Consider the following 15707-nt stretch of genomic DNA (forward strand, 5'->3'; position numbering starts at 1 on the left):
AGTAAGATTTCCAAAAGAACAACTCATCTTCAGCACTTCGATGTCATTCATGTTTCTCCTTTAAAGGAACTTTTATGGACTACGTGCAATTGATGCCGGGACGCACCTTCAGGCCATGGCAGAGCCTGATGTACTACGCGCAGCGTGCCGTGACACCCCGGCGGCTGCGGCGAGCGGTTGCCACCGGCGTTGCTGGTTATCTGCGTATCAGGCATGGCATGCCAAACTTCGGCAATGTGGCCGGCACGGATGAGACTGCCAGCTTCCAGACCTTGCGCGCCAATGGCCTTGCGATGCTGCCCAGGCTGCTCGACCGTGCGCAGATTGACGATATCCATGACTACCTGCGCAACCGGCCGCTGTCGCCGCATGGCCGCTCTACGCCGCTGTTCCTGGCCGACGCGCCGCCGCCGGAGGTGCGCATGGCGGAATACAGCCTGGCTGACGTGCTTGGCTGCCCGCACTTGCTCGAACTGGCTAACAGCGCACCACTGATCAGGCTCGCTGCCCAGTACATAGGCTGCAAGCCGACGATTTCCGCCATCGGCCTGCGCTGGTCATATCCCCGGGAAGGCACCGGCACCGGATTGCAGGGCTTTCACCGCGACTGCGACGACTGGCGCTTCATCAAGGTGTTCGCCTACCTGACCGATGTCGACGAAGACGCCGGCCCGCATGTCTATGTCAGCGGCAGCCACCGCGAGCGTTGCAGCATGCGTCTGGCGCCCTATGCGGACGAGGAAGTCGCGGCGCGCTACGGCCAGCAGAAGATGGTCAGGGTCACCGGGCCCGCCGGCACCTTCTTCGCTGTCGATACCCATGGTGTGCACAAAGGCCTGCTTCCAAGCGGCAAGCCCCGGCTGCTGCTGCAGATCCAGTACTCGCTGCTACCGGTCTACATGTATGACTATGCGCCGGCGGCCGGGCTGCAGGCGGCGAAGATCGATGGCTACATAAACCGGCTTTTGTTGAAAAGGACCAAGGCGTAGGGCCACAATGGCCATGACAATCGCGCATCAGGTGTCGTAACATGCGGACACGATTTTCGCCGCAAGCCATCAGTTGCTCCGGCGATTGCCCTGGGACCGGAGATGGATGACAGAGGCGCTTCAAGACTCATCAGAACGTGCGTTGCAGTGGCGTTTATCGTCATGGCGGGATTTGTCGGCTGGGATACCGCGCGAACGCTCTCGATGATGTCCTCGGCCAGGCCGACGCTGGGAAGTGCGCTCGGCCACCTGGTCGAGATCAGCCTGCACGTTCCGGCCACCGGCTTGCAGGATCGTGAGCAAGTCAACGCCGCGCTGCTCGCGCTGAACGACGATCTGGCAGGCTATCCCGCGCTGCAGGACCGTGTTGCGCAATTGCGCGCGGGTTTGCAGGACACATCACAAGCACAGGCAGCGCGCATCGCTTTCCTGGCAGCCGAAGTGACGTCGGAGGTGGGCCGCGACGATGCCGGGCTGCAGGCGCGGTTTTATGCCGATATGGCGGCACTTGCGTTGCTGTCCGGCTTGCTGGGCGCATTGCTCGTTCTGTCCTGGCGCGGCAGGACGAACGGCGCCGGCGCGGCGGACCATCATGACGGCCTGCTGCACCAGGCGCTGCAAGCCCTGCCCTATCCCTTCTGCATGGTCGACCGGGACGGCCAGCCAGTGATCGTGAATGCGGCCGCCCAGCGCTTATGGACGGAGGACCTGGCCCAGCAGCGCGAGTGGCGGCGACCGGACCTGGAGATGCGTCCCGAGAACCGCGCGCTCTTTCTGGCGCTGCGCCGCGGCATCGGGCGCAACATGGACCCGGTCGACATCGTGGCCCAGGATGGCTCCACCAGGCGGCTGATGGTCAGCGCGGCACCGCTGCGCGACGCCAAACGCAAGGTGGTTGGCGCCTTTGCGATCTATCTCGATTCCGGCGCCGCTTCTCTGGCCGCGCCAGGACGCAAGCCTGCAGAGGCGCCCGGCATCGCTGCGCTTCCCGTTCCGGACTATGGCGTTGAAAACCGTCCTGGCGCGGTGCAGCCGTCGCATGTGTTCCTGCTCGACCACGACGGCAGGGTCCTGATGGTCAACCAGCCACTCATCGAATTCAGCGGCATGGACTGCACTGGCAGCAATTACCTTGATGTGTGCGCCTCGTCGGCGGCGCAGGGCGTTGCTGAAGCGGCGCGCATCGCAGCCGGCATACGCTCGGTGGCAGCGGGCGAAACGCCCATGTTTTCGATGGAATACATCTGCCGCGGCACCGGCGAGTTCTTCTGGTGCCGCGCCACGGTAAGCCGCATGGGCAGCAGCGGCGGGCGCAATATCCTGGTGGTTCACGAGAACATCACGCAGCACAAGGCGACCGAGTCGGCGTTGCGCGCCTCGGCGGTATCGATGCGCGAACTGGCCGAGCATCAGGAATCGGTGCGCGAGGAAGAGCGCAAGCGCATCGCACGTGAAATTCATGACGAACTCGGCCAGCAACTGCTGGCGCTGAAGATCGATGTCTCGATACTCCAGGGCCAGCTGTCGCATGTGCCGCAGGCCACCGCCCAGCTCGATGGCATGCTGCGCAGCATGACCACGCTGATGCAGAGCATGCGCGCCATCATCAACGATCTGCGGCCAGCCGTGCTGGACCTCGGCCTGCATGCGGCTGTCGAATGGCAGACCAGGGAATTCCAGCGCAAGACCGGGATTGCCTGCACCCTGCTGTCCGACGGCGAAGACATCGCGCTGCCGGATGCCTGCGCCACCGCGCTGTTTCGCACGCTGCAGGAATCGCTGACGAATGTGAGCCGCCATGCGCATGCGAGCCATGTCGATGTGCAGCTCTACGCGACCGAGGAAAGCCTGCTGATGCGCATCTCCGACGATGGCATCGGCCAGCTCGGCAAGCAGGACAAGCCTGAGGCCTTTGGCCTGCGCGGCATGCGCGAACGCATTGGCTCGCTCGGCGGCAAGCTCACCATCACCGCCGCGCCTGACCAGGGTGTGACCGTCACGGCGGCGATACCGCTCAGTCCGGAACTGCAGATGCTGGAACCAGGCTTCGACCGCAGATCCGCCACGGACCGGCGCGCGCGCGCACGCGTGAATTAAGCCCGGCCGGGCAGAGCCGCGCCGCGGGTTTCGCATGATCGCCTGGCGTTCTCCGCTCCTTGCGGGCGCATGTATGCCGGCATCATTGATGTTTCTCAAGAGAGCATGACTCAACGTCAATACCATGGTCTGGTGATCCAGGGGAGACAGACCATGCACAGGAGCGTATTCACCCGCCGCGACTTCCTCAAGGGCGCGTCGGCACTGCTGGCTACCGCCTTGCCTGGCCAGCGCCTGCTGGCGCAGACCAGCGCGGCCCGTCGGCTCGACTGGAATACCTTCCGCAACACGCGTGACTATGGCTCGCTGGTCGACGGCATCTCGCGCATGCGTGAAAACACCAATGCCAGCGACAAGCGCAGCTGGGCATACTGGACCAATGTCCATCTCAATTTCTGCCCGCATGGCATCGCGTATTTCCTCGCATGGCACCGCGGCTATCTGTACTACTTCGAACAGCAGCTGCGCGCCGTGTCGGGCAACAAGGCGCTGGTGCTGCCGTACTGGGACTACTACAACACGCCGGAGATACCCGGTGAATTCACCAACCCGTCGCCTTTCAATTCGCTCTACCTTTCACGCCAGAACAGCAATGTGATCGACGCGCTGAGCCTTGCGCCTTTTGCCGGCACGGTCACCAACATGCAGCGCGGACTGACCAATCCCTTCGAGGTCCTGATGGAGGACCAGCCGCATAATCCGGTGCATAACATCATCGGCAGCACCATGGCGACCATGCAGTCGCCAACCGATCCGATCTTCTGGCTGCACCACGCCAACGTCGATCGTCTCTGGTCGGCATGGCAGCAGGCCGGCGGCGGGCGCACCACGCCATCGGCCGGCAGCACTTACTGGGCCGGCACCTTCACCTATGCCAGCCGGCTGACAATGCAGCGCAGCCGCACGATCGATACGCGCAGCCAGCTGTCCTACTATTACCAGAACGAGACCATGCCCACGTCCCTGCCAGCGGCGCAAACCGCCCAGGCCGGCACGGGCAACTTCATGCTCGCCTCGATGCGGCAGGATGACATGGCGCTGCAGCTGGCGCAGCTTGGCCCTCGAACCAGCGGCGCCGCGCCGCGCCTGCTGGCGCGGCCAGCCGTCGCCGATCTCGCCGCTTCCCCAAGCCGTCAGATCAGCGGCAGCCGGCTGTCAGTGGGCGGCGTGCTGCGCATACCGCTGAATGAAAACTCGATCAGCGTTAAGTTGCAGCCCGACCAGGCCAGCGCCGACCTGCTGCAGCGCACCCTCGGCGCCACCGCGCCGCAGGCAACCGGCCCATACCGCTCGGCGCTCGTGGTGCTGGACAGCGTGCGCATCAGCGGCAATGGCGACATGGGCGGCTATTTCTACCACCTCTACCTTGACCTGCCTTCGAGTACCGACGTCAGCAGCGCCAACGCCTACCGCATCGGCAGCGTCGGGCCATTCGAGATCGCCGCGGCCGAGCACCGGGTGCACATGCGGCAGGATGCCGGCGGCAGCGAACCCGGCACCGTGACGCTGACATTTGCGCTCAACCGGGAACTGAGCGCGCTGGTGGCAGCCGACCCGCGCAACGTCACATTGTCCTTCGTCCGCGTCAGCGGCAACAGCGCGCCTGGCGGCGAAGTCATCCGGGTAGGAGAGGCGCGGCTGGAGCTGTCGACCGAGACGCCGCAATAGCCCTGCGCCGCCCGGCGCGGCAAGACATGCCATAAGGGGCTGCACCGCAGCGTTGCAGCCCAGCCTGTGATCGTCATTTCCCTTCTGGCCCTTCCCCCGTCCGCTTTTTCCGGTACAGGCGCACATCCGCAGCCACCTTTTCCAACCGGTTGACGGTTATCCGAGCAAGTCGGTGCAACCCTTCCAGCGTTGCAAAAACCAAACTTTTCTGTTTTCTTCTTTACAAGGTTTTACAGCCGCCTTAACATTTCCATGCCGAATTCGAAACCGTGTTTCGCACTGCAGAACACTGATTTCGCCGGTAGCTTTTCAAAAATTATTCCAATGACTACGGAGACTGTTTTAATGAAACAACCAGTACGTTCCGCACTGAGTCTTGCAGCGCTCACCCTTGTGCTGTCCGCCTGCGGCGGCTCCAACGATCCCGCCCCCGAAGCACAACGTCCCCAGGACACCCGCACCTTTGCCGTCACGGAGGCCAGCCTGCCTTTCGCCGCGCTGCCCGGCGCGCCTGAAGCAGACCGCTGGTCGGGCACGCTGGAAGGCGCGGGCTATCGCATCGAAGTGCCAAAGAACTGGAATGGCAAGCTGGTCATGTATGCCCACGGCTATGCCGGCACCGGCTCCGCCCTCACCGTGAGCAATCCCGCCATCCGCCGCTACCTGGTCGAGCAGGGCTATGCCTGGGCCGCATCGAGCTATTCCAAGAACTACTATGACGTCCGGGCCGGCGTGGAAGACACGAATGCCCTGGCGCTGGCATTCAACAAGATCGCCGCCGCCAACGGCCGTCCGCTGGCCGCGCCCAGCAAGATCTATATCACCGGCGTCTCCATGGGCGGCCACGTGACTGCGGCGGCGATCGATGCCGAGGCGCTTGAGTATGCGAACCACAAGGTCAGCTACAACGGCGCAGTGCCGATGTGCGGCGTGCTGGGCGACACCGAGCTGTATGACTTCTTCGCCGCCTACCAGGCAGCCGCGATGCAGCTTGCCGGCGTGCCCGCCACCAGCTGGCCGGTGACGAACTGGGCCACCCTCCAGCCCACGGTCAAGAGCGCGTTGTTTGCGACCTTCCCCAGCACCACCGCAGCCGGCGTGACCACGGCGCAGGGCGACAAGCTCAAGACCATCGTGCAGAACCTGACCGGCGGCCAGCGCCCGATGTTCGATGTCGGCTTCGCCGGTCCCTACACCGATACGGTCTGGGGCACGTTCGGACGGGACGGCAAGATGGTGGGCATCCTGAACGACGACGTGGTGTCGACCAAGGACTTCGTGTATCAGCTGGACAATTCACCGGCGCTGTCGGCGGAGGAAACCGCCTTCAACAATACGATCTACCGCGTGCAGGCAACGCCCGACGCGAACCGGTTGCGTACCGACGGCCTGCGCTGGGTGCCCAAGACCAATGCGCGCTTCAACATCCCCGTCGTGACCATCCACACGCTGGGCGACATGTATGTGCCATTCAGCATGGAGCAGATCTTCAAGAAGCGCGCCGATGCCCAGGGCACATCGGGGATGCTGGTGCAGCGGGCGATCCGTGGCGTGGCGCACTGCGACTTCACCGTCAATGAGCAGGTGAAGGCATTCCAGGACATGGTGACCTGGGAAAGCGGCGGCGCCAAGCCGCAGGGCGATGACGTGCTGACCGCCTCGACGGTGGCCGATCCGAAGTATGGCTGCAAGTTCACCGACAACACGCTGACCGTCGATGAGCCGGCAAGCTCCGCCATCGCCACGTCACGCGCCAAGCTGGCCGCGGCCTATTCCTGCAACTGACGCAAGCTGTCATCTGCCGGGCCGCCGCCGATACGGCGGCCCGGCGTGGCATATCACGCTTCCGGCGCCGGCTCGCTCCAGAGCCTGCCGCCGGTGGCCCAGTTATCGCGGCTGACATCCTGGATGATGATGTCCACGCTGCCGGGCGCGCAGCCCAGGCTTTTGCAGGTCGCTTCCGTCACCGCCTGCACGAAAGCGCGTTTCTGCTCCAGGGTGCGGCCTTCAAACATCTGCACGTTAATGGTGGGCATGGCTGTTCCTTATTGCTGGTAAGTGGGATCGATGTCATTCAACAGGCGCAGCAGCGCCGGCCATTCCAGCGCGCCTTCCGGGGCGCCGTCGCCGATCAGTTCGCGCCAGGTCTTGCGGCATATCTCGGGCGAGGGCTGCACCAGCCTGACGCCGCCGGACTGGCCCTTCAACTGGTAGGCGCAGGCCTTGTCCAGCGTATCCATCAGCACGAAGGCTTCGGCCACGGTACGGCCGCACACCAGGGTGCCATGGTTGCGCAGGAACAGCGCCGGAAAGCCAGCGAGCCGCTGCACCAGCCTGCCCTGTTCCTGCGCCGACAGCGCAAGGCCTTCATAGTCGTGATAGCCGACCTGCTCGTAGAAGCGCAGCGCATGCTGCGACAGCGGCAGCAAGCCCTGCTCCTGCATGCCCACCGCGATGCCGTTGGCATGATGCAGGTGCATTACGCACATGGCGTCGGGGCGCGCCGCATGCACCGCGCCATGGATCGCGAAGCCGGTCACGTTGACGCGGCGCGTGGCGTCGCCCAGGATCCGTCCCTGCAGATCGATCTTGACCAGGCCGGAGGCGCGGATCTCATCGAAGCGCTCGCCGAAGGGATTGATCAGGTAATGGCCCGGCTCGCCGGGCACCGTGGCCGAGATATGGGTGTAGATGATGTCGTCCCATTGCCGCAGCGCGCACAGGCGGTAGCAGGCGGCGAGGTCGACCCGGACCCGCCATTCGGCATCGCTGATGCCGTCGCTTCGCGACGAAGGTGCAGGATTCATGAAGAGGCGCGGAGAAGCGGCGCGGCGGCCGCGATGCCGTGCATTTAATCAGCCGGCAGGCCCGGTTGTAAAGTCCGCCATGCATGCCCCAGGCGACCACCGCTAGGCAGGCTTGGCCACCATCAGATAGAACACCACCACCAGCGCCAGGAAGGCCGGTATGCCCAGGAGCACCCAGTAGCGCAGGTAGCGCCAGTAGATCGGCGGCAGCTCGGTGCCGGCCTTGACCGCATCCTGGGCGAAGCCGCGCATCCTGATCTGCAGCCAGACCACCGGCAGCCAGCAGGCGCCGGCCAGCAGGTACAGCGCGATGGTCCACATGATCCAGCGGCTGGTCAGCGGATAGCCCGCCAGGTGGATCAGGTAAAAGCCCGTCAGCGGCTGGATGATGATGGTCGGCGTGGTAAAGAGCCAGTCGGCCAGCACCACATGGCGCACCACCACGGCCGTGGCCCGCACATCCCGCGACAGGCTGGTCAACAGCATGTAGAAGGCAGAGCCGATGCCGGTGCCGAACAGGAAGGTGGACGACAGGATGTGCAGCCACTTCACGACGACATATTCCATTTCATTTCTCCATTTCATAGAGCAGCCAGATCGCGGCCAGCATCGGCAGGTTCTTCAGCAGCGGGCCGTAGGGGTGCAGCCAGAATTCGGGAAGGCGAAAGCTGATCACGGCGGTGTAGAACAGGATCAGCGCCAGCTGCATCAGCCACAGCCAGCGCCGCCGCTTCAGCGCCAGCGTGCCGATGCCGAAAGCCAGGTCCATCAGCGCCGCGCCATACAGCATCAGCGGCGCCAGCGCCCCGGTGATGCCGGTGCGGGCCAGCAGCGCATAGCTTTCCTGCACCGGGTACAGGCCCAGCGAGACGATGCCGGTGACGATCCACACCAGCGCGATCGACCAGCGCAGCACTGGCAGCAGCCAGTTGAGCTGGGCACGCAGCCGCATCGCGGGCGCTTCGGCGGGGGTGATGAACGACGGCAGCGGGCGCGGCGCATGGCCCAGCAAGGCGGTCATGTCGGCCACCTCGCCGGTATTGCCGCGCTCCAGCATGGACAGGGTGTCCGTATCCAGCAGGCTGCCGGGCAGCAGCGTGCCGGCCGACGCGGCCATGCGGGCCAGCGGCATTGGCAGCGGCAGCACATGCAGCCGCCCCAGACCCATGGCGGCACGTAAGCCCGCCAGCATGGCGCGCAGCGTGAGAGGTTGCGGGCCGGCCACCGTGACGGTGCGCACCGAGGCCGGCGGTGCCGCCAGCACGGCCAGCACCAGCGCGCACAGGTCGTCCACATGCACCGGCTGCACGCCCTGCCGGCCGCCGCCAGGCAGGACCACCAGCGGCAGGCTGGCCAGGGTGGAGAACAGGGTCGCGCTGGCGCCGTCCGCGCCGTACACCAGCGAAGGCTGCAGGATGACCGCCGGCAGGTCCAGCCCGCGCAGGCAATCGTCAGCCGCCTTCTTGCTCAGGTGGTAGCGGCTGGTCGCATGCTGGTCCGCACCCAGGGCCGATAGTTGTATCACCAGCCTGACGCCGGCCTCGGCGCAGGCGGCAAACAGCGCACACGGCGCGCGTTCGTGCAGCAACTCGAAACGCTGGCCCGGGCTTTCGCGCAGGATGCCCACGGCATTGATCACGACGTCGACGCCAAGCAGCCGCGGCAGCCAGGCCGCCGGCTCGATGTCCCGGGAGAAGTCCGCCGCCACTTCGCGCAAGCCGGGCCGGGCAGCATGGCCTGGCTTGCGCGAGGTGACGATCACGTCATGGCCATGCGCCAGCAGCGCATCGGCGAGATGGCGACCGATGAAGCCGCTGGCGCCGGTAAGCAATATGATCAAGCGTTCTCCTTTGAATGCGGCAGATGATGCGCCTTGATTTGCAGCGCCGTCCAACCGTGCGATACCGGGAACCGGACGCCCTTTATTCCATGCCGCCTCATGCCGGTACGACCCTTGCATGAATGGCGAGTTCATGAGTAACAGTTTGATGAAAGACAGCATGAAGACATGGCAACAGGCATGCAATGAGATCCTGATGGCGGGCGCCATCGGCAGCCTGGTGTCGACGGCCGGAAGGAAACAGGCTCACGGAACCCTGCGCCATACGCCACCGGCTATGCGATCCACCATGCATCGGCGACCTTGTGGGCGATCGTTTATGAAAGCTGTGTAAAAGCCGCGGCAGTCGTTGCCGGCCAAGATGGGCGGCGGCCTGGGCGTGACGGCGATGGCCTGCGTCAACTACAACAAGTCAACGTCTTGCCGGATGCAGCCTGGCTATGAAAAACATCTTTCAGCGACCTCGCTTGCGCCGGTATATGCCAGCTTTGGCCTATTGCTGGCAGCGCTTGGCGCGCTTGCCCGGCGTTGGCTGAACGGACGCATTTTCATAGGGGAACCTCCTGCATTCCTACAGAGGCATAAGGCAATGTCCGATAGTGACAAAATTAACATTCTAGTAATCTTCGGTGACGAATACCGTTGCAATGCGAGCCGGTTCATACGCCGGTCGGCTTGCCCGACCAGATTTCCGCGTGACCGTTTCCGCCCCTGATGGAACGGCTTGTCACAGACCAGCCTCCTGCTTTGGCGCTCCAAGTCACTGCGTCCGCTACAGGCGATGACGCCGGGCGACGCATTGCGTGTCATCAAGCGCTGCACGTGCCAACCAGGAGATAGCATGCCGACCATACTAGTGTTTTCCCACCTTCGCTGGGATTTTGTGTATCAGCGTCCCCAGCACCTGTTGTCACGACTGGCCCAGCATTACAAGATCTGCTTCTTCGAGGAACCGGTTTTCCGACAGGGTGAAAGCGGCATGGAATTCACTAGCCCCGTTCCCAACATCACTGTCTGCAGGCCGCATACGCCGGTCGACATGCCAGGCTTCCACGATGACCACCTGCCTTACCTGAAGAAAATGGTGCGCGAACTGGTGCGCGACGGCGAGGAGTACATCGTCTGGTTCTATACGCCGATGGCCTTGCCGCTGCTGCAGGAATTGCCGCCGCGCCTGGTTGTGTACGACTGCATGGATGAACTGGCCGCCTTCAAGAATCCGCCGCGCCAGCTGCTGCAACGCGAGAACTCGCTGCTCAAGCGGGCCGAGATCGTCTTCACCGGCGGCCCCAGCCTGTACAACGCCAAGAAAGACCGGCATCCGAATGTGCACTGCTTTCCCAGCAGCGTGGACGTCAGGCACTTCGCGCAGGCGCTGGACCGCGCCAATGCCCATCCGGCCCACCGCGACATCCCCGGCCCGCGCCTGGGTTTTTATGGCGTGATCGACGAGCGCTTCGATACCGAACTGATCGGCCGGGTGGCGCAGGCGCATCCGCAATGGCAGATCGTGCTGGTCGGACCGGTGGTCAAGATCGACCCGGCCACGCTGCCGCGCCACGACAACATCCATTACCTGGGGCAACAGCCGTATGAAGCGCTGCCGCAGCTGCTGGCCGGCTGGGATGTATGCCTGATGCCGTTTGCAATGAATGAATCGACCAAGTTCATCAGCCCGACCAAGTCGCTGGAATACATGGCGGCCGAGCTGCCCATCGTCAGTACTCCGGTGCGCGACGTGGTCGACCTGCACAGCGACGTGGTGGCGATTGCGCATACGCCGGAGGAATTCATCGCCGCCTGCGAGGCAGCGCTGCTGGTCTCGATGGAAGAGCGCGAGGAGATGATCCAGAAGATGCGCGACAAGCTTACCCGCACGTCGTGGGACAGCACCGCGCTGACCATGCGCGACCTGATGAGCGCGCTGGAACAGTCTGCCCGCGAGCGCGCAGCCGCCGCGGAAAGCGCCGTGCCGGCCACATCGCGCAACGTGAACCAGCTCTACAGCCACCAGCCCACCCGCAGCCATGACACGGTGGTGATCGGCGGCGGCCCGACCGGCCTTTCCGCGGCCTACCATCTGGACCAGGACACGCTGCTGCTGGAGCGTAACGAAACCGTCGGCGGCTGGTGCCGTTCGATCGAGGACAAGGGCTTCACCTTCGATTACGCCGGCCACATCATGTTTTCCAACGACCCTTATGTGCTGGAGCTGTACCGCACGCTGCTGGGCGACAATCTGCACTGGCAGAACCGCGAGGCCTGGGTCTACAGCAAGGGCGTGCATACCCGCTACCCGTTCCAGGGCGCGCTGTATGGCCTGCCGCCCAAGGTGATTGCCGAATGCATCACCGGCGCCATCGAGGCCCGCTATGGCAGCACCCGGCAGCCCGACACCACGTCCAGCGCCGCCAACTGCAAGGTGGCTTCCGGCGACGTGAAGGACCTGGACGACTGCTGCGCCGACGGCGCGGTGCTGCCGGCGGCAGCAGCCTCGCCCACCGCCAGCGCCGTGGCGCTGCAGAATCAGGCGCCGCGCAATTTCGAGGAATTCATCTACAAGGTATGGGGCGCGGGGATTGCGAGGCACTTCGCCATCCCGTATAACCGCAAGCTCTGGACCGTGCCGCTGACCGAGATGGAAACCTCCTGGCTCGGCGGCCGCGTGCCACTGCCCGACCTGAATGAAATCATCGAGGGCGCACTGGAACCGGTGGCCAAGCCAATGGGGCCGAACGCCCGTTTCGGCTATCCGTTGAAAGGCGGCTTCGAAGCGCTGATGAAGGGCTTCCTGCCGCATATCAAGGGCACGGTGGAAACCAGCGCCAAGGTCGTCGAGCTGATACCGCAGGAAAAACTGGTGGCGCTGGCGGACGGCCGGCGCTTCCATTACGAACAGCTGGTGAGCACGATGCCGCTGCCGGAACTGGTCAAGGTGATCGGCGCCAACGCGCCGGCCGAAGTGCATCAGGCCGCGCAGGGACTGCGTCATATCTCGATCCGTTGCGTGAACCTGGGCATTGCCCGTGAAAGCATCACGGACAAGCACTGGATCTACTACCCCGAGGACAGCATCTTCCATCGCGTCTTCGTGCAGGGCAATGCGAGCCCGCATTGCAATCCGCCGGGCGGCTTCGGACTGACCTGCGAGATTTCCTATTCCGAGCACAAGCCGCTGCCGGTCGATGGCGATGCGCTGGTGCAGCGCTGCATGGCCGACCTGGTGAAGGTCGGCCTGCTGCAGCCGGACGACAAGCTGATCACCTCCAGCCTGGTCGACATGCCTTATGCCTACGTGCTGTACGACCATGCGCGCTCGCGCAACGTGGAGCTGATCCGGCGCTGGATGGCGCAGCACGATATCGTCCTGGCGGGCCGTTACAGCGAATGGGAATACTACAACTCCGATCATGCCTTCCTGGCTGGCAGGAAGGCAGCAAAAGCCGTGGAAGCCATGCGTCCGAAGAAGCGGGCGCTGGGCCTGAGCGAATAAGGCACGCATCACGCATGTCAATCGAGTGCGGGCCGGCCGGCGGGACGGCCTGGACTGGCCTGCCCGTTGCTCCCGTTGTTAAGGACACAGTATGACGATGGTCAGCAAGAATGCACGCCGACGAGCGCTGCCCGAAGTATGGGGCGGCATTGAATGCACCGTGGCGAGAGTCCATGACACAGTGCGTGACCAGGCCAGGGAAACCGGCCACTGGGACCGCGAAAGCGACCTGGAACAGGTGGCCGGGCTGGGCATACGTACGCTGCGTTACCCCGTTCTCTGGGAAACCATCGCGCCCGAATCACCCGACCGCTGCGACTGGCGCTGGCACGACCAGCGCCTCGCCAAGTTGCGCGAACTGGGCATCAGTCCCATCGCCGGGCTGGTGCATCACGGCAGCGGCCCGCGCTACACCAGCCTGGCAGATCCCGCTTTTCCGGAAATGGTGGCGCAGCATGCGGCGCGGGTGGCCGAACGCTATCCATGGATAGACAAGTACACGCCCGTCAACGAGCCGCTTACCACGGCGCGGTTCTCGGGCCTGTACGGCCACTGGTATCCGCATGGCACCGACGAAGCCTGCTTCCTGCGCACCCTGGTCTACCAGTGCCACGCGGTGGCGCTGGCTATGCAGGCCATACGCCGCATCAACCCGTCCGCCCAGCTGGTGCAGACCGAGGACATGGGCAAGGTGTTCGCCACGCCGGCACTGCAATACCAGGCCGACTATGAAAACGAGCGGCGCTGGCTGAGCTTCGACCTGCTGTGCGGCCGCATCGACCGCGCGCATGCCTGGTACCAGCGCTTCCTCGAACACGGCATCGGCGCCGATGAACTGGCCTTCTTCGTCGAGCAGCCCTGCCCGCCCGACATCATCGGCATCAACCATTATTTGACCAGCGAACGTTATCTGGACGAGCGCCTGGAGCTGTTCCCGGCGCATCATCACAGCGGCAACCTGCGCGAGCGTTATGCCGACGTGGAGGCGGTGCGCATCGACTTCGAAGGCCGGCCGACCGGGCCGCTGGCACGCCTGCGCGAGGTCTGGGAACGCTATCGGCTGCCGGTGGCCGTTACCGAGGTCCATCACGGCAACACCCGTGACGAGCAGCTGCGCTGGTTGAAGGAAGTATGGGACGCCGCCTGCACGCTGCGCGAGGAAGGCGTTGACCTGCGGGCGGTCACGGTCTGGTCCCTGTTCGGCTGCGTCGACTGGAATTCCCTGCTGACCCAGCGCAATGGCTTTTACGAGCCCGGCGTATTCGACGTGCGCTGCGACCCGCCGCGCCCGACCGCGCTGGCGCTGGCCGCAGGCGCGCTGGCCACCACTGGCGACTTCAGCCACCCCGTGCTGGACCATGCGGGATGGTGGCACCGGCACGACCGCTACTATCAGCCGCCACAGCGCGAGCCGGCCTCGCCAGCCCTGGTGCACCGGCCGCGCGTGATCGCCATCGTCGGCGCCACCGGCACGCTGGGCCGGGCGTTTGCGCGGGTCTGCAACCACCGCGGCCTGCCGCACATCCTGCTCTCGCGCAGCGAGATGGACATCACCGACGCGGACTCGATCGAGGCCACGCTGGAGCGGGTGCGTCCGTGGGCCGTGATCAACGCCGCCGGCTATGTGCGGGTGGACCAGGCCGAGCGCGAGGAAGAGCGCTGCTTCCGCGAGAACGCGCATGGCGCCGGCATGCTGGCCCGCGCCTGCGCCCGCTTCGACATTCCCTACGTTGCATTCTCATCCGACCTGGTCTTCGACGGCCGCCTGGGCCGCGCCTATGTCGAAAGCGATGCGGTCTGCCCGACCGGCGTCTACGGCCGCAGCAAGGCGGTCGCGGAGCGGCTGGTGCAGGAAGCCTTTCCCGAGGCCCTGGTCGTGCGGACCAGCGCCTTCTTCGGCCCCTGGGACCAGTACAACTTCGTGCACATGACCTTGCGCGCGCTGAAGGAAGGCCGGCATGTCGAGGCCAGCGACGCGGTGATGGTATCGCCGACCTATGTACCCGACCTGGTGCACGCGACGCTGGACCTGCTGGTCGACCGCGCCGCCGGCGTCTGGCACCTGGCCAACCAGGGCGCGATCTCCTGGCACGAGCTGGCAACCCGCGCCGCCAGCGAGGCAGGCGTGGATGCATCGCGGCTGGTGCGGGTGGACGGCGGGAGCAAGAGCGCGACGGCGCTGTCGTCGGAGCGGGGGCTGCTGTTGCCGACGCTGGAGGGAGCGATCCAGCGCTATGTGAGGGATGTGGCGGCGTACGAGTGAGGGGGTGGGCCGGGAGCGGCTTGGCTGAGGGAGGGTGATTTAGCCGTTGCTTCTGCCGTTGCCGTTGCCGTTGCCGTTGCCGTTGCCGTTGCCGTTGCCGTTGCCGTTGCTGTTGCTTTTGACGTTGCCGTTGAAGTGAAATCCCGTTGAGCGCGCCGTGTCAGCGGTGCCCGGAGCGGGAAAAGGTGCGGCGTCTGTCTGAGCCAAGCTTTGCTTGGCGAGTTTAGCCGCGCCCCGCTCCGGGTACCGCTGACACGGGAACCCCCGCGCAGCGGGGGCGCGATCACCGGGTCGCCTTTTTTTGGTTACTTTTTTTGGCGAAGCGGTATGTGTCAAGGTAGTTGTCGCCAAATTAGTCATGCAGCACGTGGCATCGCGGCCGGCAAAGCCTCCTTTCGCTCGGGGTTCAGATACACCACCTCGTCAAGATCCCAATGGCGCACGGCGCCTGCCCAGCGCTGCGGCTTGGCGGCCCGGGCGGCTTGATAGACCGCCTTGCGATGGGCCAGCAGCTGGTCCGCCTGGCCACGATGACGCTGATCCGGCGTCA

The 15707-nt window shown here is 64.7% G+C and carries 11 protein-coding genes and 1 pseudogene; 6 read left to right on the forward strand and 6 right to left on the reverse strand.

Features of this window, described 5'->3' with window-relative positions; all coding sequences use genetic code 11:
* The first annotated feature begins 74 nt into the window (after positions 1-74).
* The 4 genes from IGW04_RS12760 to IGW04_RS12775 all read left to right on the forward strand — a co-directional run bounded on the left by IGW04_RS12760 (position 75) and on the right by IGW04_RS12775 (position 6539).
* Positions 75-989 carry a phytanoyl-CoA dioxygenase family protein gene (locus IGW04_RS12760; RefSeq protein ID WP_194713460.1) on the forward strand — a complete coding sequence of 305 codons (915 nt, stop codon included), beginning with the start codon at positions 75-77 and terminating at the stop codon, positions 987-989.
* Positions 990-1151: 162 nt separating this feature from the next.
* A complete protein-coding gene (locus IGW04_RS12765) occupies positions 1152-3086 on the forward strand; it encodes a PAS domain-containing sensor histidine kinase (RefSeq protein ID WP_194713461.1) in 1935 nt (644 codons plus the stop codon).
* 105 nt (positions 3087-3191) lie between these two features.
* Complete coding sequence (locus tag IGW04_RS12770; RefSeq protein ID WP_194713462.1) at positions 3192-4754, forward strand: tyrosinase family protein; 1563 nt, start codon at positions 3192-3194, stop codon at positions 4752-4754.
* A gap of 345 nt (positions 4755-5099) precedes the next feature.
* On the forward strand, positions 5100-6539 hold the full coding sequence (locus IGW04_RS12775) for an alpha/beta hydrolase family protein (RefSeq protein WP_194713463.1): 1440 nt from the start codon (positions 5100-5102) through the stop codon (positions 6537-6539).
* Between the two features lie 53 nt (positions 6540-6592).
* On the opposite strand, the gene IGW04_RS12780 is transcribed toward IGW04_RS12775, so the two are convergent.
* The 4 genes from IGW04_RS12780 to IGW04_RS12795 all read right to left on the reverse strand — a co-directional run bounded on the left by IGW04_RS12780 (position 6593) and on the right by IGW04_RS12795 (position 9401).
* Positions 6593-6790: a 4-oxalocrotonate tautomerase gene (locus IGW04_RS12780; protein WP_194713464.1), complete on the reverse strand. Its 198-nt coding sequence runs from the start codon at positions 6788-6790 to the stop codon at positions 6593-6595.
* A gap of 9 nt (positions 6791-6799) precedes the next feature.
* Complete coding sequence (locus IGW04_RS12785) at positions 6800-7561, reverse strand: class II aldolase/adducin family protein (RefSeq protein WP_194713465.1); 762 nt, start codon at positions 7559-7561, stop codon at positions 6800-6802.
* Positions 7562-7663: 102 nt separating this feature from the next.
* Positions 7664-8128: a DUF2269 family protein gene (locus tag IGW04_RS12790; protein ID WP_194713466.1), complete on the reverse strand. Its 465-nt coding sequence runs from the start codon at positions 8126-8128 to the stop codon at positions 7664-7666.
* Position 8129: 1 nt separating this feature from the next.
* Positions 8130-9401, reverse strand: a complete 1272-nt coding sequence (locus IGW04_RS12795; RefSeq protein WP_194713467.1) for an SDR family oxidoreductase — start codon at positions 9399-9401, stop codon at positions 8130-8132.
* Positions 9402-10242: 841 nt separating this feature from the next.
* On the opposite strand from IGW04_RS12795, the gene IGW04_RS12800 reads away from it, so the two are divergent.
* Both IGW04_RS12800 and IGW04_RS12805 read left to right on the forward strand, forming a co-directional pair.
* Positions 10243-12894, forward strand: coding sequence for an FAD-dependent oxidoreductase (locus IGW04_RS12800; protein ID WP_194713468.1), 2652 nt, complete (start codon positions 10243-10245; stop codon positions 12892-12894).
* A gap of 91 nt (positions 12895-12985) precedes the next feature.
* Entirely contained in the window at positions 12986-15157 is a 2172-nt protein-coding gene (locus IGW04_RS12805; protein WP_228527063.1) for a family 1 glycosylhydrolase, read from the forward strand.
* A gap of 39 nt (positions 15158-15196) precedes the next feature.
* Here IGW04_RS12805 and IGW04_RS12810 read toward each other — a convergent pair whose 3' ends face one another.
* The gene (locus tag IGW04_RS12810; RefSeq protein WP_194713469.1) at positions 15197-15364 is read right to left on the reverse strand and encodes a hypothetical protein; all 168 of its coding nucleotides are present in this window, start codon (positions 15362-15364) and stop codon (positions 15197-15199) included.
* Positions 15365-15513: 149 nt separating this feature from the next.
* Positions 15514-15707 (reverse strand): annotated as a pseudogene (locus IGW04_RS12815) (hypothetical protein); the annotation flags it as partial.

This window comes from Noviherbaspirillum soli (genome assembly GCF_015352955.1).
Lineage (GTDB): Bacteria > Pseudomonadota > Gammaproteobacteria > Burkholderiales > Burkholderiaceae_D > Noviherbaspirillum_A > Noviherbaspirillum_A soli.